Source organism: Enterobacter sp. C6, from assembly GCF_008122455.1.
In the GTDB taxonomy this organism is placed as follows: Bacteria; Pseudomonadota; Gammaproteobacteria; order Enterobacterales; family Enterobacteriaceae; genus Enterobacter; species Enterobacter pseudoroggenkampii.
Genome location: NZ_QPFW01000186.1, coordinates 1 through 25,003, shown reverse-complemented (window position 1 = coordinate 25,003; position 25,003 = coordinate 1). Strand labels below are relative to the sequence as shown.

The window sequence follows — 25,003 nt, the reverse complement described above, 5'->3', positions numbered from 1 at the left end:
CTCTCCCTGTGGGAGAGGGCCGGGGTGAGGGCACCAGACCGCAGAGGAGTCAATCACTCCCCAAGCGTCGCCACCATCACCGCCTTAATCGTATGCATCCGGTTTTCCGCCTGGTCGAACACGATGCTCGCCTTCGACTCAAACACCTCGTCCGTCACTTCCATCCCGCCGTGCAGATCGTACTCCTTCGCCATCTGCTTGCCGAGCGTGGTCTGATCGTCATGGAACGCCGGCAGACAGTGCAGGAACTTCACGTCCGGGTTGCCGGTCAGTGCCATCATCTGCGCGTTCACCTGATACCCGCGCAGCAGCGCAATCCGCTCCGCCCACTTCTCTTTGGCTTCGCCCATCGACACCCAGACGTCGGTATAGATAAAGTCCGCGCCCTTCACGCCCGCCGCCACGTCTTCCGTCAGGGTGATCTTCCCGCCGTGCTTCTCCGCCAGCGCGCTGCACTCCGCCACCAGGCTCTCTTCCGGCCAGCAGGCCTTCGGGGCCACCAGGCGCAGATCCAGCCCGGTCAGCGCCGCCGCTTCCAGCATCGAGTTGCCCATGTTGTTGCGCGCGTCGCCCGCGTAAACCAGCGTCATCTCGTTAAACGCCTTGCCCGGCAGGTGCTCCTGCATGGTCAGCAGGTCCGCCAGCAGCTGCGTCGGGTGGAACTCGTTGGTCAGCCCGTTCCACACCGGCACGCCCGCATACTGCGCCAGCGTTTCGACGACTTCCTGGCCGTGCCCGCGATACTGAATGCCGTCGTACATCCGCCCGAGCACGCGCGCGGTGTCCTTAATTGACTCTTTATGCCCAATCTGGCTGCCGCTCGGCCCTAACCAGGTAACGCGCGCGCCCTGGTCAAATGCGGCAACTTCGAAAGAGCAACGGGTACGGGTCGAGTCTTTTTCGAAGATGAGCGCGATGTTTTTACCAGTAAGCTTCTGTACTTCCTTGCCATTTTTTTTATCGGCTTTGAGCTGTGCGGCAAGGGTCAGCAGAGAAGTGAACTGTGCAGGGGTAAAGTCGAGCAATTTCAGAAAGTGTTTCTTGTACAGATCAGACATTTTATCCTCACATGGCGAATGCCACTTATTGAATTAAAATTCACTTTATATGTGTAATTATTCATTTGCAACCCCGTTTCACAAATCTTTCCAACAAAGGTGGAGGCAAACCCGTCCGTGTGTGAAAATAGAAGTATCTGCCGCACTTTAAAGAGGATTGAGCCATGGCAAACCCGGAATTACTGGAAGAGCAACGCGAAGAGACGCGTCTGATTATTGAAGAGCTGCTGGAAGACGGTAGCGATCCGGACGCGCTGTACACCATCGAGCACCATTTCTCTGCGGATGATTTCGACGCGCTGGAAAAAATGGCCGTGGAAGCCTTCAAGCTGGGTTACGAAGTGACCGAGCCGGAAGAGCTGGAAGTGGAAGAGGGCGACACCGTCATCTGCTGCGACATCCTGAGCGAAGGCGCGCTGAAGGCGGAGCTGATTGACGCGCAGGTCGAACAGCTGATGAACCTGGCCGAGAAGTTTGACGTGGAATACGACGGCTGGGGAACCTACTTCGAAGATCCGAACGGTGAAGACGGCGAAGAAGGCGACGACGAAGATTACATCGACGAAGACGACGACGGCGTGCGTCACTAAGCGTTTCAGGCGGTGGCACGCGCCACCGCTTTTTCAAGGCAGAACCATGGATTACCCGCAGATACTCGCCCCCGTACTCAACTTCCTCCAGTGCCCGACCCCGCAAGCATGGATTGATAAAGCCCGCGACCCGGCGAACCTGCCGCTGCTGCTCACCGACCACATGGTGTGCGAGCTCAAGGCCGCCCAGACCGCGCTATTACTCGTGCGTAAATACGTCGCCGACGAAAGCGGTGCCGACGCGCTGCTCGACTGGCTTAAGCCCTACGAACAGTTCACCTTCCGCGACGGCCCGGAGCCGGACTTCATCGCCCTGCACAAGCAGATTGGCAAAAGCGTGATGCCCAAAACCGACGACCCGTGGGGCCAGGCGCTGATCGACAGCATGGTGCTGCTGATTAAAGAGGAGCTGCACCACTTCTGGCAGGTGCGCGAGGCGATGCTGGCTCGCGACATTCCGTACGTCAAAATCACCGCCAGCCGCTACGCCAAAGGGATGCTGAAGGAAGTGCGCACCCACGAGCCGCTGACGCTGATCGACAAGCTCATCTGCGGCGCCTACATCGAAGCCCGCTCCTGCGAACGCTTCGCCGCGCTGGCCCCGTTCCTCGACGACGACCTGCAGAAGTTCTATCTCTCGCTGCTGCGCTCGGAAGCGCGCCATTATCAGGACTACCTGACGCTGGCTCAGCAGGTGAGCGACGACGATATCTCACCGCGCATACAGCTTTTTGGCGAAATTGAAGCCACACTTATCTCGACACCGGACAACGAGTTTCGCTTCCACAGCGGCGTGCCGGTGTAAACCGGCATAACGCAAGGATAAGGATGCGAGATGAAAAAAACGTGGATCAGTACGGTCATTGTTATTGTCGCGGCTGCCGCCGTGGCTTTCTGGGTCTTCTTCGACAGGCAGCGCGCTCCGGAACAGCAGATGGATAACGCCCTTAACGCGATGCCTGCCTGGCAGGTGATTAAGGAGCAGGAGCCTGTGCTGCACCAGCGCATCCTCGACCAGATGGCCGCCCTGCAAAAAGCGGGCGAGCCGGAGCAGCAGATTATCGACACCATCCAGCCGCAGATCCTGCATCTGCAGATGTCGCGCCTGCAAAACGCCCCGGATGCCAACGTGGTGAACTACATGACCATCAACATGGAGCAGACCGCCGCCATCCAGAAGGTGAGCGACGACGCCTGCTTCCGCTTCCTCTACCCGACGGTGAAGGGCGGCGTGAACCCGATGCGCATGCTGGATAAAGACCTGATGGCGCGGCGCATGCAGGCCGACGCCGACATGATGCGCGCGGCCTACGGCAAAAATCGCCACACCGTGACGCAGGCCGAACGTGAGGCCGCTGTCGAGGATGTGCGGCCGATTATGAAGCAACTTGCCGATAAGTACGGCGAGGACATCCAGCTGCTGCAGATGCCGGAGAAGGCGGCGGGCAAAGAGAAGCTCTCCTGCGATATGGTGCAGGAGATGTGGGCGAAGGTGCTGGCGCTGCCGGAGCAGAAGGCGGCGGGGGTGATTCGTCTGGCGGTGTCTGAGCTGGAGTGACAAAGGGCGCTGGTTTTTTGGGCACTTAGCGTAGGTTTAGCGCGTCGTCGCTTGCATGGCGGCGCGCGACAGGTATAATCCACAACGTTTCCGCATCCCCTTCAGTGCCGAAGTGGCGAAATCGGTAGACGCAGTTGATTCAAAATCAACCGTAGAAATACGTGCCGGTTCGAGTCCGGCCTTCGGCACCAAAAGATGCAAATCAAAGTCGCTTATGAGCGACTTTTTTTGTGTCTGAAATCCTGTAGCCGTAAGGCTGTCCTCGCTTTTCTGCTCAACCTTAATTAACCTGATTCAGTCTACATAAGCTTATTGATGTGGTTACAACTGTAGATAATGACGTCGATCTCAGTGAGAGTAATAAAGCCTTAAGGTAGATCAGGAGCAATAAGCGATAACGTGTAAGGTTGTCTACATTGCATAGTGCTCGTGCATTGGAAATGCCCATAGAGAATCTCTAATTACCGCAATTGGTAAGCAAAACACTGAGGAACCGGAAATGCGGAATTTACTTGTCCCATAAAGATGGGGATCTACTGGGTAACTCGAAGGCGCCGCCCGGTTACAGCAACGCACTGCAGCGATTATGCACTATGCTTTACAATCGTCTACACCCCCGGCCAAGAATTGCCGATACTGTTGCTAAAGCGATAAAACAGCATCTTACAGCATTAGGAACTTAATCGAATGATGACTAACATCCTACATGTATAGTATTATAATACAGCCAGAATTAAGATATAACGATATATAAATAACTGTTTCCTTAAAGCTTAAAGTGAACTGGAAATATCTATTTGATGCTGGGATTTTAGCTGTTCCTTCTTTAAGAAAAAATTTTGTATGTCATTTTCGATTTGCTGAACAGCCAAATCAATCATTTTAGTAATTTTCGGATTTGATTCTTTTTTTAAATTCTTTCGGAATAATAGCACGGACGCTGAAATGTTATCGACAATTTTCCAGTATTGAAATGCGATCAACTCATCTTCTCTACAGACACTCAACGCCTTCATTGTTGAACCTTCATAATAAACATGATGAATGTTTTGTGAGATATAATGTAATTTTTTATCGTTTGTCCCGACCCAATGCTCGGTCTCAAACTTTACACCATTTATAGTGATGAAGGAACCTATATCTTCTGAAAAATTAGCTCCCGTAAGCCAGTGTAAGTCCATCGCTGCATCAAAAGCATACCATCGACATTTATCAAGATTGCTTCCGTTCTTATAAAAATTCTCTTTTATATATTTTCGACGCGTATGTATACTCTCTGGCAACTGATTAATGGTGTTTGAGTCAAGATCCCAAAAAGCATATTTTGCTATTTCTAAATCATACGCACTAATCATGTCAATGAAGCTTATCATGCTAAAAAGATATACTTCGAATCTTTTTTCAGGCGTGAGATGAGAATAGTTTAATTTTATATTTTGAATTTGAAGCATAGATATATAATGAAGACCATATACTGTCCTTGCTTCAACGGAAAGTTCCTGAAAATTAATTTTCTTTTTTTCAGAGTCAGGGGCGTATTCCCTGAAAGTCGCCTCGGGATCGTCAATATGACCAGGCCAGAATCGGTGGCAAAAGTTCTGATAGGCCGTCATTGATTTCTCAACCCATATATCAGGCATTTCATTAACACCAATTGCGGTTAAACATACATTTCCTGATTGTAATAAATTTACTAACGGCAATAGGCCAACTCGTTTTACATCCTCCAGAGTTGATGTCGATGATAATTCCTCCATTCTTTGTAAAGAGCAATTATCTAAGTTTATCTGAACCACTTTTTTCTGCGTCAAACACTGCAAAGCATAAGCTGGGGTCAATACCTTATTATTTTCATATATGGAGAGGCAAGGTCTTGTGAATTTAATTTCAGAGCGTTTTTCCATTTGTAGCCTCTTCAATTTTTAAAAAATTGGTTTTAATTCTAATTGACACCCAGCGCCTTATACACCGCATCTACAGGTTCAGAGTAAAAACTGACCTGGAATTTGGTAAATAACTCGGCTGGCACCGTCGGGATATCTACCGCGGAAGACATCGGCAGAAGGACCTTTTTCGCGCCGCTGTCAAAGGCGAGTTGTAAGCTAGTTGCCAGATCCTGAACAGGGTTGATCACACCACCGAGCGTCATGCTACCTAACACGACCATTTGTTCCTGAACGGGTTTCGCCAGTAAAACGGAACACAGCGCAATCAGCGCGGCAAGGCTGGTCGCGGTACTTGGTCCGGTATTGTGCAATTCGACCACATGAAGATGATATTCATGCTCAGAAAATTTCGCTGTCGCGCTAACGCGGCTGAGGTTGCCTTTGAAATAGTCAAATCCTACCCGGATAGCTTCCTTAGCCGAAGTGCTTGATCCCAGACCAGAAACGCTATGCTTACCATTACCAGCGGTCATCTGAGTTTCAAAGCGATACAGACCCGTCATGCCACTTTCCGCTTGCGTAACCAAATGCACTACGCCTGGCTTTGGCATGCCAGCCGGAATTAATTCGCTGCCGCCCTGTTCTGGCACGCTGACGAAGAATTCTTCCAGCGTTTCGTTATCGATGTAACTGAAGTTCACATCGAAGAATTCCAGTCCGCCCAGCTTTTTAAGCTGTTCTTTGACACGACGGCGGGCTTCCATAGCGTAGGTCAGACAAACACGGACATCTTCTTTACTGTAAGAGCCATTGGGATGAAGAAGTTTCAATAGGCCAGAAACTGTGCGCCTTACCGCGATAACGTCGCGCTGGTTGAGGTTATTACCCAGCTTATAGAACTTATCAATCGCGTCGGAGAAGCTGCGCTTACGCATTTCCCGCATGTATTCGGCGAGATAATCTGTGATAAGGCCGTAGCGATTAGTAAAGAATTCCGGGCGCATTTTCGGGATTTCCCAGCCGGGTATATAGGCGTGGAAGCGGTCGAAAAACGCCGTGTCGATCATCGCGGCAGGGAAGGGGGCTAACAAATGGCTGGTTTTGACTAACGTCTCAACGCTCTGATTGATGTTGCCGACGAACACCATCGACGCTTTGCCTTCAATCGAATCTCTGCCGCGGGAAAACGAGCCAGACGCCATGTAATCTTTCATGATTTGCACGCCGTCTTTGTCTTTGAAAGTGATCCCAGCCACTTCATCAAACGCGACTACATCCCACATGCCAACCAGGCCAATCTGGCGGCTGGCCATGTTGTAAAACAGGTTTGCTACCGTGGTTTGTCCGCCGGAAACTAGCAGTGAGTTTGGCGAACACTCTTTATAGACGTGGCTTTTACCGGTACCGCGTGGGCCCAGTTCGCAGACGTTATAGTTATTTTCCACGAAAGGGATCATGCGGGTGATCAGGTGCCATTTAGTTCGCTGCTCAATGTTGGCAGGTTCCATACCCACGGAACGTAGCAGGACGTCAATCCACTGGTCGCGGTTGAAGTGCGTACGTGCGGTAAATACCTCTTCCATGTCCATATTGGGCATCTGGATAGGTTTGAGCGTCATCAGAGAGAAGGGGGACGTTTTCTGTCCTTCCTCAAAGAAGTAGTTCACGGTGATCATGCACCAGATGCCACCGGTCAACAGCTTCTCGTTGTCCTTGACCATCTGCGGTGGAACCAATGCATCTTTAATACCGAGGTTGGAGAGCTGGGCTTCGTAAACGTCTTTCTTCTGATTGAGCTTTACCGACACTTTATCGATGATCTTGTAGGATCCTCGCTCACGAATGAGCGATTTCACCTTCTCTGCTTCATCAGGGCGGACGTAGTTATCAGCCAGAATGCGCTTAACGTTCTGCAACCCTTGCTCGACGATCTGGTCATCGTCGGAAGCGCAGTACATACCGAGCAGATACTCCAGCACATAGACCGGGACGTTAGCCCCTTCCTTGAGCTGCTTGGTCAGATCTTTACGCACCACCCGACCACGAAAATGCTGATTCAGTAAGGCGTCCAGATCGTAACCTTCTGCGACGAGTTCCCCTTTGGAGACGGCTGGAACGGGTAAGTCATGATGGGTTTGCATATCGCCTCACTTAAAAGAAATCATCCTGAAATGCCAGATCGATAATCACAGGGTACTTCTGGTAACCCGTTTCCGTTTGCGCATCTTCCAGTATCAGCCAGTATTCATTACGGCGATTAAAATTCGCGCCAATCAGCTTTAGCGTGACGTCACGCACGCGTTTTTCCATCGTTGCGTTATCACTGTTAAAGCAGATACGCTCTTTGCCGGAAACCACATTTTTTGCATTGTCTTCGATATAAATGATCAGAGTGCGTGGCTCGTACAATTCGCTTACCGGATGAGTCTGCAGCAGGCTGACCTTATCGATATTGTTTACCAGCTTGATCATTGGATGATAAGCGACAATATCTACCGGGCGTCGCTGAGGTTGCTTTTCTGCAGCGGTTTTCTGCAGCGCTTTCACCTGCAATACGGGAACGCAGACTTCCTGCAGCATGGCACCCCCATGCACAAATCGCGCGCCGCCCGAGAAATGGAAACGCTGGATCCCTTTCGGGATCAGGAACTCGCTGCTGTCGCTGACGCCTGCGGTATCCGCCACTTTTCCTTTCCAGCAAAAATCATCGGCAGGAAGCTGATGGCCGATGATAAAGCGTTTGTGATTTTTAATCGTATTGTCTGGCTTGATCTGCAGCGTGGTTTTATCCTGACCGGAAAGGGGTTGCTGCTGGAACAGGAAGCCGTGGTCCGCTGTAACGATAATACGTGTACCATGAAGACGGTTTATCACACGGGTCACTAAATCCTTCAGTTCAACCACCGCGTTGCGACACGCTTCGAAGGTCTTTTCTTCCGTAGATGCGCTGTCACCCATGGCATCAATGGTGTTATGCCAGATATAGACGACTTCGTAATCGCGAATAAGATCCCGTCCTTCCTGATTTTTCCATTTCAGCAGATCGTCGGATTTTACTGCCATCCCTTTATATTTTTTAAGAATGGAATCGCGATTAGGCGTACCGGAGGTGGACAACCCGTCCGCATAAACGATGTCGCCATTACCCGGTTGGTAGCACATCTCGTCATGGGGCAGCAATGCCGCCATTCCCAGCTGGGTATAGCTGGGTAACACGCCCAACTGGGAACGCAGTTCGGCAGTAAAGCGCTTCTCGGTATTGATCTGGTTGCCCAGCTCTTCTGCCACTTCATAACGCAGCGCGTCGGAGATAATCACGAACACGCGCTTGATTTGTGGATTGTTAAACTGCGGCTTAACCACCTCATTGTAGAAGTTCTGCTGCCGTGGAACGCCCGCAATACGCCACTCTTGCATACGGTTTTCGGTTTCCAGAACCTTATTCCAGCTCCGGCTTAATTCTGCCAGATACCAGTTGGAATATAGCGCTTCGATATAGTCATCCAGGCTTTTCAGGATCATTGCGCCTTTGCTGTGAACCAACAGCGCGTATTCGTTAAATAAGCGGTAGGCCTGGTCAAAGCGGAACAGCTCTTCGCGGTACGCTTTCCAGAACGTTGTGCTGTCCTGATAGTGGAAACCATCGATATAACGATTGCGCAGATTCAGCAGCCGTTCGGCCTGACGCAGTGCATCATAAATAGCGTAGTATTCCTGACGCGTCTGGCACCAGTATTTGCTCTGACGTTCGGACAGGAGCTTCTTAAAGGCTTCACGGTCAAGCGTGGTGCTTTCTTCCAGAAGCTGCGTCACCAGCGCATGGATGATGGTCTGTTCAATGCTCAGTGTGGTTTCGCACTCGTGCAGATCATACGGCGAGCTGAGACGGTACTGGTCTTCTGGTCGCAGCGCATCCTGCATCTGCTGTGCGCAATAATCATAGGCTTCTTTGTAGCGGCGGTCGGCGCGCCAGGTGACCATAAAGGCCAGCGCGGAGGCTCTGCCTGACGGCGTGGTCAGTACGTTTTTTTCAAGCCATTCGCGTTTCTGCGGATCAGCCTGCGCGGAAAGATCGGTACAGAACAGCTTACGGAGCAGGTTTTCCAGCGAAGGATATTCGGCCTGGTAGCCCATTTCCTGATTCAGAATGTCCCACAGAACGCCTTCCAGGTCGTGGCGTTTCAGCATCGCCAGCGTGTTTTCCAGGTCGCTGTCGTCATCTTTTTGCTGATTAACGTATTGGGTAATCAGGCTGAACAGAATCTCTTCCGTTTTTGCTGTTTTCACGCCAGCGATGACCGCAACCATCTTCTTATCAAGGGAGGCTTCGTTTTCCTGCTCAGTCACCAGGCCTTTTAAGGCAGCAAGACGTTTAGTGCTGAAAAATGCCTTCCGGCGTTGGATATGCTCACGTAGGCCAAGTTGCGGAATGCCTAACGTATTTAGCGTGATGGCGGCGAAATCGGCGTGGAACTCCGTACTATAAAGACGAATATCCAGCAGCCAGTCGAACTCTTTTGGGGGCACATCGTGAGGGAACCACAGCAAAAACTGCTGTTCCGGTTCATCGATTTCAATGCGCTTTTTCACCGCCAGCAGCGACTGGTCGGTCATATCGAGCAGCGTGACGTTCTCCAGTTCGAGGTTACACAGCTCTTCGAGGAAACGCTTATCGGGATCGTGCCAGAAAACGATGCGATGTTCGGCGAATTTTGCTTTAAGGCCGGCAATAAATTCCTGATTTTGCAAGGTCACAATCCCATGTTGATTCGGTAAATTCGAAGATGTCTGAACGCCTGGAAACCCTGTTCCGCGTTCTGACACAAAGCCGCATTTTATCATGAACTGGAGGTGACGGATGCCTGAATAAGGCCGGTTTCCCGTATCGAGATCACCACCGGGCTAAAGCCCGGTGGTGTGGGAAGGTATGCTATCTGACTTACATCACCTCAGGTGCACTGCCGGTAATGGCTTTCACATCCGCCAGCAGATCGCCAAACTTACCGTAGTTAACCTTAACGCCGTCGTCGAGATCAATACTGATTCTCATATCAGCATAGTGACGTAGGCGATCGTCGAAGCTGCGCAGTTCGTTGAATTTCTTGCTCAGATTGTCGCGATCGCGCTTCAAACGGGTGGCTTCGCCGCCGGAGGCACCATCGACCTGTTCGTTCAGGCGATCGATATTGGCCTGGTAGCGCGCCAGCAGCGGCACTACATATTCGGTACGCATTCTCGCCAGCGTCGCATCGTTATAGCGATGCAGATAGACCAGGCACTCGAACGCTTTCTCTTTACCGGAGCTAAACAGCCAGTAGATCGGGCGCTTTTTATACATCTTCAGATGATCTTTCCAGAACTGGGTGGAAAGATAGCGGCGGATGGTATCCAGCGCAGATTCGCCTTTTTTCGGCTTGATCGCGTATAAACAGAGACTTTCGGCGATAAATTCGAGGTTTTCCTGTAGGTGCTCCTCGCCCCAGACGGTGCGAACAAACTCTTTGACGCGAGAGGTGATGTCGTCGTCAAACCACTCGTCATCCATTAGTGGCAGGATGCCGTCGTTGTCGGCCGGGAAGGTTTTGTATGCGCCTTCGGTGACTAGTTCTGTGAAGCCTTTATTACCTTCGTGAGCGTAGACGAGGCCTTCGCGATCGAGTGAGTAGCGGCCCATCATGCAGCCGATGGAGTAGGAAATAGTATCCATAATTTTATCGGCATAAAATCTACATGAATACTCTTCTGGCTCTGCGTTATGCCTAAAAGCTGGATTATTTAACAAAGTAACCTTTTTGATAGAGGTGGTACAATCAGCGTCCTTTTCAAGGTAAAGTTTAAATGTGATTTTATTGTTTGTTTCTTCAAGTTCTTTTAATTCATCGGTTTTGTCTGAGTTGATTTTTTTAAGTTCATCCAAAAGATTCTTTAATTTATTATTTTGAGCGTGGATTTCGAGTTTTTTAAATGCATGAGCCACTTCATTGGCATTCCAGTCCATTTCACTGATTGAGATCATTTTCTCAATCAAATTAACATGCTCATTACTGATTTTTTTATAAGGTAAGGACTTCACCACTTGTGGCGTAACATTTAAAGTTGGACTTAGAAATCCTATCATCGACATGGATAAATTTGAGTTAAGAAACGCTAGCGCAGAAAGTAATTCATTTTTAGAATTATTGAATAACGATAAACCTGCTGAGTCAAAACTCATACCTTCTGGATAATATCTGAATGAAGATTCTGCTGATGTAACTTTGCTCCATCCAATCATCTCTTTCCCAAAATAATCTTTACCGTCATGCCTAAATCCAGCATTATTCTCTAAAAGACAAATGTTGCTACTTCCATACTTAAGTACGTATTCAATATTGCCATACCATTTTTTATACCCGCCGCCTTTATTATGTAGCAAGTAATATTTTGACGAGTGGGTTGCTCCTATTAAAGATGAATTTATCTCCCACCAATATAAAATGAATTTTTCGTTATCTCCGGAACTAATACCAGCTTTAACTTCAAAAAAATCACCAATTTTTTTGTTTTCGAAAGTGTTTAATATATCTTCGTTAACCCAATAAGCTATTGGAGTACCCGGTATTTTTTTTAAGGAATGCAAGTTCGCATACAATCTCTCATTTTTATAAAAGCGATTCTCAAGTTCCTTGTTTGTAGCGATAGAGCCTTGTTTGTTAAAAAGTTTCTTAAATACACCGTTAGCATTAGATAAGGCATTTTTCATTAAAACAAACGAGCAACTACCAAAATCAGATCCCCAAACCCCTCTTCCATTATGAATTAATGAACTTATGTAGAAATTAGATGCAATAATTTCCCTTAGATGCTCAAATGAAGAAAGAAACATCCAGTTTGGGATTGTAATCATTGCAATGTATTTATTCTCCTTTGAGAGCGCTAGATTTTGTGTAATAAATGCTGAATATAGATCGCTTTTCGAAAATAGATAGCTGTTATTGATATATTCTTTGAGTTCTGAGTTGTAATAATTACTACCCATATAAGGCGGATTCGCCACTACCGCATCATACCGCTGCGCCAGGATCCACGCCTGCTGAATATACGGAATAAACGCTTTAGCCGCGGTTTTCTGCTGGAAATCCCCTTCCAGTTCAAGGTGATACAGCGCATCAAGAAATGCCTTCAGTTCCGCTTCTTCTTCCTGCGGTACCTGAATCAGCGATCCCAGCGTTTTGGCGTTCACAAAGCGTTTCAGCGTGCGCATCAGCAGCTGATATTGCGGGCTGTCGGTATGGGCTAATGCAGTGTTTTCGGCAAACATATCACCCATGCTGCCGGTCTGGTTCTGCTGGTGGAAGTTCAGCTGCTGCCACAGTTTAGCAATATCCAGATGCAGGCTCTCCTGAAGGGAGACAATATTCAGGCGTACGTCGCGAGTGAATATCCGGCGGTCATCCTGACGGGCCATCATTAATAAGGAAAAACCGGAAAGCTGGGCAGCACGGTCGTCAATGTCGAGACCAAAAATATTATTTTTCAAAATCAGCTGTGGAATATCACGGGCGCGATAGCCGCGCTCTTCGTAGATATTTTTCAGCACGTTATAGGCTTCAATCAAAATATGCCCGGAACCGCAGGCCGGGTCGAGCACCTTGATGCTTTCCGGTTCAATGCTGGCAGGCGTAATGGCTGCCAGTTGCGCCTGCACTTCTGGCGTCTGTTCGGCAGGCTCAATGTAATAGTCCATTTTGCCTTTCAGCGGCGAATCCGGGTAGGTCTGCAACCACTGGCGGCCGACGGAGTTCTGCACCAGATACTGCACAATCCAGTTTGGGGTAAACAGCTGGGTGGCGGCAGGAATATCTTCGCTCTTCACCACTTTGCCGATAACCGCGGCTTTTTTCTCAGAGATATAGAACTGATATAGCCAGCCGATAACCTCAACGTCTTGCCAGTCTTCAGGCGGAATGCCGTCCACCAGGCCGCGTAGAATGGAGTCTGTCCGGGTTAGGTTATCCGGCAGCAGCAGTTCGGCTTCATCGTCCACTGCTTCAAACAGGAACGGCATCGCACGGTGCAGGGCGTGGCACTGCGCCAGCAGCAATTCACGGTAGATGGCTTCGTCCTGGTTGCCGGAAAGTTTCATCTCGACCAGCTGTGCCTTTTTCTCCGGCAGTAGCGCTTCCGCCACTTCCGGCACGTGGTCCAGCACTTCAAAACCGGTAGGATTATCCGGGTGAGAGAGCATACGGAAGCCGTGGTCAAGATAACCATGGATCTCCATATAGCGAATGGCGCACAGGCGGTTAAACCAGGTATAGGCACAGTGTTCAACCAGCACGTCAAAGCCCTGCTCGTGGGCGCGTTTTACCAGACGATCGCGGCGGGTGAGGGTGGATTTGGGGTAGTCGAACTGACCATAGCGCACGGTTTCGCCAACGATCTCGGCATCTGCAATTTGCAAAGTACCTTTTTTATCGGCGGAAATCCCCAGCGTGGTTAGCTTCTGGATCACTGCATCGCGGAACTGGTTACGGGCCTGTGGAGCGTATTTTTTGATGTTATTGGTATTCATAGAAAATCCTGCAAAGGGCAGCAGAGCGCTGCCCTGAAATGGGGGTTACTGAAGACGAATCCGGTCACCTGCCTCAATGGCTGCCAGCAGGGCAGCACGAAGCGTATCAAGCGCTTTTTCCACCTGCTCGGCGGTTTCCAGCACTTCACCACCGGTGGCTTTGCGCATCTCTCTGGCGACATTCACCAGATGCGTTTTTTTCGGTACCGGTTGGATAACGGGTTTTTCTACCACAACATAGGTTTGTTCTGACTCGGCAGCGTTTTTTGCCTCATTCGCAGCCCGTACCTGGGCTTCCTGCTTTTTACGCAGCTCGTCGATCCACTGGTTAATCTTCTTCTCTGCTTCCGTTTGTAGCGCCTTCGTCTCTTGCTGTTCCGCCAGAATTTCCGGAATCGACTGGCTGACCTCGGCGCGTTTTCTGGCTTTTTGCATCGGCAGCAGAACGCTGTTTTGCAGCTCTGACGTGGAGTGCGCTTCCTGCAAGCGTTGGCGACTCTCTTCGATACGGGCGTCAATACGCTCCAGGGCGTGCTGGCGGTGTTGTTCGACTAACTGATGGTTGACGTTTTGGACCTGCTCAATCAGCGGCGTGATGCGATTGAGGTGCTTATAAGGCTCCGGCATCTGCCAGATGCTTTCCAGCTCACCCAGCGCTTTTACCGCCACGGCGTCTTTTTCCAGCGCGCTGCGGTTGGATTTAAAGCTGCCATTCAGCGCAGCCCCCAGCTTTTGCCAGGTGGCGAACTGCTTGCGGTAGAAATCGACCAAATCTTCGCGATCTTCGCTGAAATCCAGCAATTCGTTTGCCTGGGTGGTGACCTTCTCAATCAGAGCAAAATCTTCTTTTTCGCTAAGAATGGAATTCAGCAGGCGCAGACCTGACTCAATCTCATTTTTGCCTGGATTGTTTCCACCTTCCGCTTTCGCTCTGAAGACATTCAGCTCTTGCTTCCAGTCGTCGAAGACCTGACGGATATGTTCGACCAGTGCGGGTTCTTCACGTTCGCTAAACGGCTGTTGGGCAATCTCCGCCATGGTTTGGGCGGCTTTGCGAATTTGTGATTCGTCGTGACGACGAATTTTGTGCAGACGCAGCTCGCTGTGGCGACGGCTGTTATTGAACAGCTCCCACACCTGTTTACGCTCGATATTGTTATTCTGCTGGCTGAAATTGAATTTGCCTTTGCGCGCCAGACGGGCAACCACTAGCTTCACTTCTTCTTCCGGCCATCCATAAGGTCGACGAGCAAAGTGGTTCAAAATATCGCGTAAATAGACGGGCTTATTGTACTCGATGTTCATGCTGACCCAGGTTTCCACCTCGCGCATTGCGTCGGGATTGGATTCCTCCAGTTCGCCCAGATCCAGCTCCGCATCATTCTCCACCGTTAGTAGCGCATGAATTTCACGTGCGATATCACCGTTGAACTGACGCAGCATTTTTAGTTTGGCAAACGTGTTTTCAATCACATAGCGGCAGGCTTCATCCACGATGCTGGACGGCGTCGAAGATTTCTTCGGTAAGCGCTCGCCAATCGCCCAGACGTCCGCTTCGGCAATAAGCGACTCTAGCTGAACGCGGAGCATTTTCTCGCGCACGCTGTTTTCGCGGGCTTTTTCTGAAAGCAGGCTGGCCTGTTCCGGGCGTTGTCCGGCATTGTCTCTGAGGAATTTTTCAGTCTGGACAACTAAATCAATATCAGTCCAGGTGCGCCCCTCATCAGGCAGGCGAATCAAAATACAGCCATCACCTTCTGAAGTATAAGGACGGCAGGCGGCATCGCTGTTATAGAACGTATAGGTCGGATCTTTTGGCGTGAGGATTTTCACCACCAGATCGTTAAGCATCGCGCCGTCCAACGGGTGCCCGTTAAGGAAACGGCTGATGTCGAAGTCCTGTTTATTCGCTGGATAGCGATACTTTCTGTTTTTCAGAATGTCATCAAAGATGATCGAAGCCAGTTTTTTGTTGATCGCTGAGAAATCGACTTCGACGTTGCGGATCTCGTTCTCGATCTCTTTTTCTTCGTTGGTCAGGAACACGTATTTGTCTTCAACACGTGCAATTAACATTTCCCGTTCCAGCTTGTTCAGGCTTTTTTCAACGCGACGGCGTAGTTCGACTTTATCAGTATCGATTTTATCGATAGAAAGGGTGACCAGGTTATCGAGTGTACTTTTCAGTACATCGACATAGCGGATCAAGAATAGCGTTTTCAGTAAGTTGCCATCGAACTCATCAAGAATACCATTCTGGCAGGCCTGAGTGATGGTGCGGCTGACGGCCGGTTCCAGGAAGCTTTCAATCGCGGCATAAAAGCGCCAAAACGGCACAAGAGAATCCAGACCTTGCGGGGCGATCTGCTGTGCCGCAGTCTGGAACGCTTCTAACTGCGAGCGTTCACCCATGGCTAACTGTTTACCGGCGGCACCTTTGGTCCGGATAGACTCAAAAACCTTCTGCAGAATCTGGTAGTGCCACGGGACAAACGGGTAGTTATCAATAAATTCCTCTTCGCTGGTGTAGGGGCGCAAAGAAGCGGTGGTTGTGGGATCAAAAGCAAGCTGGTTGCGCAGAATGTCGCCTTTTTCCTGCCAGACTTTCGCCAGTGCGGGTTTTGCAGCATCGGTTTTCACCAGCAAACGTTTTTGGATAACTTCGGATGTGTTGGAGCTTGAAAGCTGCAGACGAGTTGAAAAGCGGCCCTGGATTTTAGAGAAGTCTTGTCCATCGCGGCTGCTCATCCCACCAATGGCCGCATTGATATCTGCCTGGGAGGTCACAATAACCCATGCGCGTCCACCGCAGATAACCCCCAGGTTTTCAGTGATGGTCTGCAACTTCAACATCATCTGCGTATTTTTACCGATGAACTGGCCGACCTCATCCACCATGAAGAGGATATTTTTGCCGTTTTCATCCAGCCACTCTTTGACCCACTGGCAAAAATTATTGATATCTAATGGGAAGTTCTTATCCAGCTGTTCCACCCATTGACGCGAGGCGTCAACGCTTTGACCTGTGGCCTGGCTTAGGGCTTCTGCCATTTCATCGCTGATGAAATAGTAGGAATCGCGCTCTTTTTCCCAGCTTGAACCAGTGATAGTGGAGAAAGCGGTCTTAAACGCGTCGTATTGGCCGCGTTTAGCCAGCTCACGTTCCAGATGGGCGATGTGCGGAAAATCAGCACAGTAGCCAACCCGTTCGTTAAATACCTTCAGGAAGACTTTAAGGATGGCGTCTTCTTTGTCATCGACGTTAGCACGAGAATCAATATTGAACAGAATCACTTCCGTCGGATGATGAACCGTTTTGTTGATATCAGCGAGGAACAGAGCATCTTTTATTTTGTCTTCAAAGAAGGAGTATGCATTACGTTCTGTACCGTTATGGCTGACTTTGCGGTTAGACAATAGATACGACAGAATCTTGATAAAGTGTGATTTACCTGAGCCAAAGAACCCTGAAACCCATACGCCAATTTTGTTTTCCATGCGTATGCGCTCCGGACCGGTTGCCGGGACATAAGATTCGAAGAAATGGCGAAGATGTCCTTCCAGTTCCCGGGTGATGACGTATTCATCAAGCTCAATCCAGGCACTGGCATCGTCCGTCTGTTCGGCTTTCACAACGCCATTAATATTTCGGTCCAGACGTTTCTCAAAGATCTGTTCAATATTCATTGCTGTGCTCTTTAACGAGGATTCAATGTCGCCGCTGGCCCACTTTCAGGCACCAGTCTAAAGGCGCGATAATAATTTCGGGAATCAATGCCCGCCAACGGAGAGAGGTCGTGTCCGGTATAGGTTCCCGGATAAAACATCAACAGGGGAGTAAACCCCATCACATCCTGCAAGGCGCTCATCAGCTCATGCCCACGAACGAGCGGCCAGGCATTACCCATGCCTGTCAGGATGACAAATTCCTGGTTATGCAGATCGAATTTTTTGGCTATGTAATCTGCGATCTTCTTTTGGTTCAATAAACCGACGAGTTGTTTTTTCAGAGCCTCGGTACCTACTTTCACTTCCTGCTGACAGACGCGCTCAAATAACCCACGTTCAGAAAGCATGTCGATAATAATCTGAAAGATATTTATGTGTGCGAACTTGTGGTCTTTTTCCAGATTCCGGAACAGATATTTAAGGTGTTCACGCACCTGTAGCTCATTCTCAGCAGGATAATCAAATATCCAAAAACCAATCTCATTACCGGAGCCGTTGTTTTTGAGAAAGCGCTCTTCTCTAATGCGGCTGTGAACCTGTGACAGGCGGTATTCAAGCACGGGATCGATCACCGTTGCCCCTCCAAAATAGGACCCAATTCCTGCTGCCCAAGACGCTGCAAGGTTGCCAATGTTTCTGGTAAAAGAAAGACCGACTGTAAATTACGCCGACGAGGTGTATCCAGATAACCCGCTTCAGCCAGCGCTTTAACCAGATTATTCCCCATTTTTTTTATGGATGAATCTGAGTAACTGGTGAGTATGGGCTGCTGACGAAGATGGCTGGCGACAAACTCATCCCAGCTATCCATAGGAAGCTTTTCTTTAAACTGTCTGCGCAGCTCGTTCACCACTTCTGCCATGAAGTCTTTGACAACGGGTGAATGGAGAACCATGGCAACAAACAGCAATTGCTGACGCTCGCGCTCGCTCCCTTCTGCAATAAGTGACCACGCTGCTTTATCAAGCATGTTCAGGCGTAGTCTTATCGTTGTGGCATAGCGTTTCGCTGTATTGGCCGAGGAGGCTTGCAGAATGTTATGACCGACGATCTGTTCTTGCCAGGTCTGTTCATCGGGTGCGGTAAGCATGAGCTCAGCGATGATTCGACTTTCCCTGCTCATCAGCGGCCCGCCTAACAGGTCTCCAATCCATGCCTTGTCGTTCTTCACCGTCATTTCTACCCTCTGAAAACTGCTATGCTGCTCGCAAAAAAACAAATGATGATTGTAATGGGGGAAGGGGCGGGATGCCATGAGAAAAGGCAAATTGTGAGAGGGCAAGGTCCGAATGATAGAGTGCTTATCACTTCCTGGTTCCCCGATGGGTAAGAATAGGCTCTTTTGTTTGAGTGCGCACGGCCAGAACCGGTTAGACTAAGAGACCGTGCTTTATTGAGCGATTGCCTTTAATCTATGGGGCAGCTACAGATAATTAATGACAGGATCCAATAGTCTGCTAGCTTAAACTTACAAATTAATGGGCTCTTTTCTTAATGTCCCATTCAGCCAAACCTCAATCCTTCCAGGCCGATTATCCTTTGTAATCCATAGCATATTGATCACGACGCCCGGAACCGCCTTCACCAACGCCCGCAATCCCTCTTCATCCAGGTCCGTAAACCGTCTTTCACCCTGCACACGCTCACCATTCCCATACTTAAAGGACACATACCAGACGCCGCCAGGTTTAAGCGCATCCGCAAGCTTCTGCATCACCGTAGGCAACTCAGAAGAGGGGACATGCAGCAAAGAGGCACAGCACCAGATCCCATCGTACTGCGCTTTACAGTCGATCTCTGAAAAGGTCATCAGCTGCACGGGTAGCCCGGTATGTTGCGTTGCCAGCTCCGCCATCGCGGAAGAGGCATCAAAAGCATCCACCAGATAACCCATCTCATGAAAGGCTTTTGCGTCCCGGCCTGAACCGCAGCCCGCATCCAGAACACGGGCTCCGTGCGTCAGATGTTGGGTAAAGGCCTCGTAAAGCGGGGTCATATCGACATTGACCGTGCCATCGAAGAAATCCTGCGCGTGGTTCTGATAGTAGTGAAGTGTCATTAAAACGTTGCCTCGCCTTCCGCGTTGGGTTTCCAGGTATGGATCAGTTTATCCAGCGCGGCCTGCCAGTTGCGCTGGAGAAAGCTTTTACGTGCTTCAGGACGTTGCCCTGTCTGTAGAACAATCGTCTCATGTAACGGCAGTTTGCTCTGAATAAAATACTCATTGCGGGTGTGTAACCGCTGCAGGAGCCTGAGGTCGGGAATGCGTGCCGACTTGCCTTCAACGCCACGGTTACAGCAACGACAGGCCAGCACTAAGTTCCATACGCCGTTAATATTGCTCACTTCGTGGCGGGCAGCCCAGGGAATAAAGTGGTCAACGTCCGCCAGTTCTGCGTCTCCCGGAACCAGGCTGATGGGCTTGAAGCAGTAAAAACACCGTCCTTTCTGGTATCCATTCAGGCTGTCGCGGCAGCTGGTGATGTCTACGCGACGCGCATTCACCCTCGTGAACAGCAGCTGATTATCTTCGTCGAACTCCACGCCCACAAGATTACGTGAAATCCCCATCGACCAGGCCTGTTCCACCAGGTTCCAGCGGGCATTGGTTTCAAAGGCGAGGTTTTTATACTGCAGGCGTTCGCCCAGTAAATAGAAGTTATCCGTCAGGCGGATCCCGTTGTTGGTTTTGCGCTCATCAAGGAAAAAACGTTTATCGATCTCGCCCTGGTTCACGTAATGAAAGGCATCGATTACGTTGTTAAAGCCCAGGCGCACCGTCGCTTCAATGAGTTGGGCGTGGGTGATTTCACCTCGGTTGAACTTCAGGCAGGTTTCCAGAAATTGACTGCTGCGGGAGGTGATCTGTTTTGGCGCATGCTTCAGGTGCTCGCAAAGATAGCGGCTGAACGGCACGGCAAGCTGGTCGAGCGTTATCAAATCGCTGCCCGTCTTATCCACTTCATACAACGCTGACGCCAGCGCAAATTTGTAAGATGCGACGTTCCTTCCAAAGAGGATCACACCACGCCAGTAGTTCTCAAGCGTCGGATCGGCCTGATAAAATTCCATCGATGAAGTCCTGTTACGGTTGGCTGGGCAGGGTGTTACTTAAACCTGTAATAGGATCACATAACAAAATCAGGGTGATGTAAATCGTTAATCTATAGGTTTGATGAATTTTTGAGAGGTCTGAGAGGAAAAGGGGGGAGTTGAAGTGATTTTCAGGCCGAAGCGTTGTTGTTCCTCGATTTAAAAAATACCTACCGTTATTTCCTGAATCCCCTTCGCAAATTCCAAATTTACTCCACCCAAAACCGCTGTATTTATATTCAGCCCTGTATAATGAGCACCAGAAATTACGCCGAATGGCAAAGGAAGTATCAAAGAGAATTTAACGAGGAATTCGCGATATGAAGGTGCTGCAACACCCCCATACCGCTAACCACAACCAACTAGACAGGAGTTGAAAATGGCTGCGACGAATTTTAAGCCAGAGTTTACTGTTTGCAAAACAGAATCAGACGCTTTCACCGGCATGATTGAAAACCGCGAGCTGATACGCAAAAACAGCGCCCGCCGTCTTCACGGCAACCAGCCCAACGCGGCGCCCGTCCACCCTCGCGCGGAAACGCCGCAGGACAGTGCCGCCTGCTGCGAACTGTATGCGCGCATCGATATGAAATATCTTCTGCTGGGTGGCGACTGGTTAACCCGCGCGGGCTTTATCAACGGTATGCCCGTGAAAATCCGCGCCATGAAAGACTGCATTGTGATTACGCCGCAGCATACAAGAGAATTATGGGGATGTCTGGAAGGGATGAGCGTGGTGAATATAAATAAACAGAAAGTCGAGCAGTGGTTGAAGACGTTTCCGGGAGCGCTGAATGATACAGGCGATATACCGGCTGTTAAGCGTGGAACAGGGCAGGCGATGTCGGAGTAACCGTGCCTCCCACCTCATGTAATTCTTGAAGCAATAAAACGATACGGGCATGTTATCCCATGCCCGTAATCTTCAGAAATCACTCGTGCTTAACCTGCTCTTTCACAGCCTTAACCAGCACAGCGTGAAGTTCGCCAACGGTTAAATCGCGTATCACAGGTTCGGGTATGCCACGCACCCAGCGCATAAATCTACAGATGCCAAAAAAATCTATACCCTCACCCGTAAACAGATACTCGTTCTCAGCAAGAGAGAACGTTTTCATATATCCATCTTCTTCTGTGGCAAGCTGAACGCCAAAAGCTTCTTCGCAGTCTTCCAGTAGGTCTTCGCCATCCATACCGCAAATATGCAAATCGACCTCAATCCAGGTGTTGCTATCAATAGGTTTACGATGTATCCCAGATGACTCACGTACGACCTCAATAACTTGTGCGAGAGTAGGTTCCATTTACAAAGTATTCCGTACTCGTTAGTTTCAATTGGCTATCCGGAACTTAACAGTCACCCGCTATTCGATAAGGTGCGAAGTAGAGTACTGGTCCAGAAAGCATGATTATCCTTGCTATGGTTTGAAACCGGATTTACCATTTTCCCTACGCCACTCCTTTACTTCCTGAACTACGCCTTCGGGGCTGTCTTCTCTATCTTCTCGTGGATAGTAAATAAGATCGGAACCATCAGGGTGCTCAGTCAATCGTTTGAATTCGAGGATGTTTTTTATATCTTCAGCTTCAGTGGTGGCAGTGACATCAAACAATTTTCTTACGAAATTAAGGAACTCGTATTCTGTATAATCACTTATCGTTTTCAATTTATGCCCCTCGATGAATTTCAATATGACGTTTAGGGGTCACTATCCCCATATTATCAATGTTGTATACTTCACCACCCTCAACTATAGGTTTTATGTGGTGAATCTCATATTTCACTTTACCGCCTACCTGCTCATTTTCTCGTGGTGACGGTGCTTTCCCTACCTTGATGTTACCAATATTCCCTCGGTTGAATTGCTCAAGCAGTCCCGGATCCCTCGATACCTCCAGCCAAAATGCCTTACGAAACTGGTCAAAGTCCGTAAATGTCTGCCCACGTAATCGATCCGCTATCTGGCTTGGAATAGGAGACCCATTCCCCGTATTCGCATCTGATAACCAAATGCCGCTAATCTTCTGTCCCTTGCCTGTGACCTGTCCGGGATTGTGGCGGATATAGACATAAATCGGTGGCACCCCGCCCACCGGCAGAATCAGAATATAATCCGCAAACGTCTTCTCTTCCGGTGTCGGGCTGGTCGTCGCACCAATCCCCGTATCCTCCGGCAGCGGATCAACCACAACCGGGTTCGGTATCCGTACCGGGTTGTGATTGCCCGTATCCCACGGCTTACTCTCTCCGGTGCGGTCCGGTGTCCAGATGAGGGTGATGCAGGGGTCTTCTTCGGTAGTAAAGGTGTACGCCTGGCGTCGGCTATCCCACTCCATCGTGCGAACGCGCACGCTGTCTTTGCCGGGCGGCGTATGCCAGCCTCGCGGCGTCGGGTTACCGCTGGCGTCGTTCTCCCAGGTGAAGCGAACGCGGGTAGGGGCTTCCCGCATCTGCTCGGCGCGCATGCGGTCGATAAAATCCTGCTCTCCGTCGTTCAGCTTGCCGGGATACATCCCTATGAGCAGCCCTGCGACAGGTGCACCAAGGCCTCCCGTCGCTATCTCACCAAGTGCAGCGCCGCGCACGGCCCATGTGCCGGAAGTGATGGTGCGCCCGCCAACGAGTGCGAGTTCGCTGGCATCGGCTATCGCGTTCCGCGCGGTCCAGGCCCTCTCTTCGGCCGCAATGGCAGCCTGATAGTCCATCTCCTCGTGATGCCCGTTCCACCAAAGATAAAGCGCGCTGCGTTGCTTTGGTTTTGGGATCGCCTTACGCTTTGCCGCCTGGGCGTGCTGCGGGGCGTCGTTGGGCATGGCCTGGTAAAATGCCATTTCGGCGAAGTTGGTGTGCGGCTCACTGCCGGTGCCTGCATCGTTACAGCCTTCACCGCGCAGGCAGGATTTCGCAAAGACCCGGTTGCGATCGCGTTCTTCTGCTTGTCGCTGCGCTTCGGCCTCTTGCTCTTTTCGGCGTGCTGCGAGCATGGCCTGATGCTTTTCCTGTGCGATCTGTTCAGGAGAGGGACCGGAGCCGAGCCACTCTCCCGATGGGGCGATCACGCGGTTGGTTCCGTGCGGGCAGCCACAAATGACGACAGAACCATCGACGGCTGAGGTTTGTCCCATCCAGTTAACGCGAGGTTCGCCGTCTGCAACAACGCCCTGTTTGCCGCATTTAGGGCATGCCGTAGTTTTATCGCCAACGCGGATAACGCCGCGCCCGTGCTCGGTGCAGTTGGGCAGGGTGCTACAACATATTGCGCCGGTGGTCGTTCTGTCGCCGTGCAGCGCCTGACCGCGGCCGTAGTTCGTGGAACGGTAGCCCATGGCCTATTCTCCGGGCCAGGTTAAGAAATCCTCTTGAGGTGGAATCCCTTCGCGGGTGACCAGATAAGTACTGCCGAGCGGTGTGCTGATAATCTCGTCATCGTTATCAAGCAGGCTGCCTACCAGGGCAACGCCGTGTCCTTTCCAGGTAAAAGCGGTTCCTGATGAGGTCATAATCGTGGCGAGCGTTCCATCCGGATAGGCCACACAGTCTCCTTCGACAATCAGGCTGGTGTAACTCCCATCGTCCATGAGCATTGTGGCTTCACGATCGACGGGAAGTACCATGCCGCCCATTCGGGTCTGGCTGCCAGCCGTGGCGATCCGCCAGATGGCGGTGACGGGATGTTGTCGATGAAAGGCTTCCTGTTCAGCAATAATGGCGCGCGCGTCCTCGGGCATGGCGGCCAGTTGTTCATCGGAAAACGGCGAACGATCTATTTCCGCTTTCAACTCAGCGGTAAATTCATTGGTATAAAGCTGCATGACAATTCCTTGTAGGGGCAGAAGAGTAAATGCAGCAATGCTAGGCTTTAGCCTGTAAGGCGAATATACATAAAGTGGTTAATAAGTCGGGCTAAAATCCGAAATAAATATCCAGATTGATATTGGTCATCTTTTAAAGAAGGGATAGTAATGGTTCCTGTTAATTATAAATGTAATATTCGCTGAATTGCCGATAAATAATATTATGCAGCGCATGTATTATTTGAATATATACGCTGCATGACGTTATTTCAAAACACCGGCACCCCCAGCCCAACCTTCACCTCCCTCAACGTCTCTTGCGTCACCCCCTGCGCCCGCTCCGTCCCGCGCTTCAGCATCGCTATCAGCTCCCCCTTGTCCTGCATATACCTCGCCCTCCGCTCCCGCATCGGCGCAATCAGCTCCTGCAGGCACGCCTCCAGCTCGTTCTTGCAAACCCGGTCACCCAGCCCGCCCGCCTGATAGTGCGCCTTCATCGCCGCCACTTTGTCCTTGTCCGGATGAAACGCGTCGAGGTACGTAAACACCACGTTCCCCTCAATCTGCCCCGGGTCGCTCACCTTCAGATGGTTCGGGTCGGTGTACATGGCGCTGACCGCACGGTGAATGGTCTCTTCGCTGGCAGAAAGGTGCAGCGTGTTGCCCAGCGATTTCGACATCTTGGCGCTGCCGTCGATGCCGGGCAGGCGGCTGGTGTCGCTCAGCATCGCCTTGCAGTG

The 25,003-nt window shown here is 50.3% G+C and carries 19 protein-coding genes, 1 tRNA gene and 1 pseudogene; 5 read left to right on the top strand and 16 right to left on the bottom strand.

Annotation, left to right across the window (positions count from 1 at the left end; translation table 11 throughout):
* Positions 1–53 precede the first annotated feature (53 nt).
* Both argF and argL read right to left on the bottom strand, forming a co-directional pair.
* Positions 54–1,058 (bottom strand): ornithine carbamoyltransferase, encoded by a 1,005-nt coding sequence (gene argF, locus DOU50_RS06815; protein ID WP_148769098.1) that lies wholly within the window; start codon positions 1,056–1,058, stop codon positions 54–56.
* Positions 1,028–1,123, bottom strand: a complete 96-nt coding sequence (gene argL, locus DOU50_RS23800; RefSeq protein WP_214516355.1) for a putative translational regulatory protein ArgL — start codon at positions 1,121–1,123, stop codon at positions 1,028–1,030. Before argL ends, argF begins: the two co-directional genes overlap by 31 nt.
* Positions 1,124–1,222: 99 nt before the next feature.
* Here argL and rraB point away from each other — a divergent pair, with 99 nt between their 5' ends.
* The 4 genes from rraB to DOU50_RS06795 all read left to right on the top strand — a co-directional run bounded on the left by rraB (position 1,223) and on the right by DOU50_RS06795 (position 3,397).
* A complete protein-coding gene (gene rraB / locus DOU50_RS06810) occupies positions 1,223–1,648 on the top strand; it encodes a ribonuclease E inhibitor RraB (protein WP_023324077.1) in 426 nt (141 codons plus the stop codon).
* A gap of 46 nt (positions 1,649–1,694) precedes the next feature.
* Positions 1,695–2,453: a tRNA isopentenyl-2-thiomethyl-A-37 hydroxylase MiaE gene (gene miaE / locus DOU50_RS06805; RefSeq protein WP_045908070.1), complete on the top strand. Its 759-nt coding sequence runs from the start codon at positions 1,695–1,697 to the stop codon at positions 2,451–2,453.
* Between the two features lie 30 nt (positions 2,454–2,483).
* Complete coding sequence (locus DOU50_RS06800) at positions 2,484–3,206, top strand: topoisomerase II (protein ID WP_148769097.1); 723 nt, start codon at positions 2,484–2,486, stop codon at positions 3,204–3,206.
* A 106-nt stretch (positions 3,207–3,312) separates the two neighbouring features.
* Positions 3,313–3,397: transfer RNA gene (locus tag DOU50_RS06795), tRNA-Leu, on the top strand.
* 582 nt (positions 3,398–3,979) lie between these two features.
* Here DOU50_RS06795 and DOU50_RS06790 read toward each other — a convergent pair.
* From DOU50_RS06790 to DOU50_RS06750, 9 genes are all read right to left on the bottom strand, one after another.
* The gene (locus DOU50_RS06790; protein ID WP_148769096.1) at positions 3,980–5,110 is read right to left on the bottom strand and encodes a hypothetical protein; all 1,131 of its coding nucleotides are present in this window, start codon (positions 5,108–5,110) and stop codon (positions 3,980–3,982) included.
* A 38-nt stretch (positions 5,111–5,148) separates the two neighbouring features.
* Complete coding sequence (gene brxL / locus DOU50_RS06785; protein WP_148769095.1) at positions 5,149–7,233, bottom strand: protease Lon-related BREX system protein BrxL; 2,085 nt, start codon at positions 7,231–7,233, stop codon at positions 5,149–5,151.
* Between the two features lie 10 nt (positions 7,234–7,243).
* Entirely contained in the window at positions 7,244–9,841 is a 2,598-nt protein-coding gene (gene pglZ / locus DOU50_RS06780; protein WP_148769094.1) for a BREX-1 system phosphatase PglZ type A, read from the bottom strand.
* A gap of 190 nt (positions 9,842–10,031) precedes the next feature.
* Entirely contained in the window at positions 10,032–13,646 is a 3,615-nt protein-coding gene (gene pglX, locus DOU50_RS06775) for a BREX-1 system adenine-specific DNA-methyltransferase PglX (protein ID WP_148769093.1), read from the bottom strand.
* A 45-nt stretch (positions 13,647–13,691) separates the two neighbouring features.
* The gene (brxC, locus tag DOU50_RS06770; RefSeq protein WP_148769092.1) at positions 13,692–17,333 is read right to left on the bottom strand and encodes a BREX system P-loop protein BrxC; all 3,642 of its coding nucleotides are present in this window, start codon (positions 17,331–17,333) and stop codon (positions 13,692–13,694) included.
* An 11-nt stretch (positions 17,334–17,344) separates the two neighbouring features.
* Entirely contained in the window at positions 17,345–17,947 is a 603-nt protein-coding gene (locus DOU50_RS06765; protein WP_148769091.1) for a DUF1788 domain-containing protein, read from the bottom strand.
* Positions 17,944–18,546 carry a DUF1819 family protein gene (locus DOU50_RS06760; protein ID WP_101998469.1) on the bottom strand — a complete coding sequence of 201 codons (603 nt, stop codon included), beginning with the start codon at positions 18,544–18,546 and terminating at the stop codon, positions 17,944–17,946. The genes DOU50_RS06765 and DOU50_RS06760 overlap by 4 nt, the downstream gene beginning before the upstream one ends.
* A 297-nt stretch (positions 18,547–18,843) precedes the next feature.
* Entirely contained in the window at positions 18,844–19,434 is a 591-nt protein-coding gene (locus DOU50_RS06755) for a class I SAM-dependent methyltransferase (protein ID WP_148769090.1), read from the bottom strand.
* Positions 19,434–20,447 carry an HNH endonuclease domain-containing protein gene (locus tag DOU50_RS06750; protein ID WP_148769089.1) on the bottom strand — a complete coding sequence of 338 codons (1,014 nt, stop codon included), beginning with the start codon at positions 20,445–20,447 and terminating at the stop codon, positions 19,434–19,436. Before DOU50_RS06750 ends, DOU50_RS06755 begins: the two co-directional genes overlap by 1 nt.
* Before the next feature lie 400 nt (positions 20,448–20,847).
* Here DOU50_RS06750 and DOU50_RS06745 point away from each other — a divergent pair, with 400 nt between their 5' ends.
* Positions 20,848–21,321 (top strand): SymE family type I addiction module toxin, encoded by a 474-nt coding sequence (locus DOU50_RS06745; protein WP_148769088.1) that lies wholly within the window; start codon positions 20,848–20,850, stop codon positions 21,319–21,321.
* A gap of 79 nt (positions 21,322–21,400) precedes the next feature.
* Here DOU50_RS06745 and DOU50_RS06740 read toward each other — a convergent pair whose 3' ends face one another.
* From DOU50_RS06740 to DOU50_RS06720, 5 genes and pseudogenes are all read right to left on the bottom strand, one after another.
* Complete coding sequence (locus tag DOU50_RS06740) at positions 21,401–21,772, bottom strand: hypothetical protein (RefSeq protein ID WP_148769087.1); 372 nt, start codon at positions 21,770–21,772, stop codon at positions 21,401–21,403.
* A gap of 114 nt (positions 21,773–21,886) precedes the next feature.
* Positions 21,887–22,135, bottom strand: a complete 249-nt coding sequence (locus tag DOU50_RS06735) for a bacteriocin immunity protein (RefSeq protein WP_077266469.1) — start codon at positions 22,133–22,135, stop codon at positions 21,887–21,889.
* Between the two features lies 1 nt (position 22,136).
* Entirely contained in the window at positions 22,137–23,795 is a 1,659-nt protein-coding gene (locus tag DOU50_RS06730; RefSeq protein WP_148769086.1) for an S-type pyocin domain-containing protein, read from the bottom strand.
* Between the two features lie 3 nt (positions 23,796–23,798).
* Positions 23,799–24,281: a hypothetical protein gene (locus tag DOU50_RS06725; protein ID WP_148769085.1), complete on the bottom strand. Its 483-nt coding sequence runs from the start codon at positions 24,279–24,281 to the stop codon at positions 23,799–23,801.
* Positions 24,282–24,532: 251 nt separating this feature from the next.
* Positions 24,533–25,003 (bottom strand): annotated as a pseudogene (locus DOU50_RS06720) (tryptophan--tRNA ligase); the annotation flags it as partial.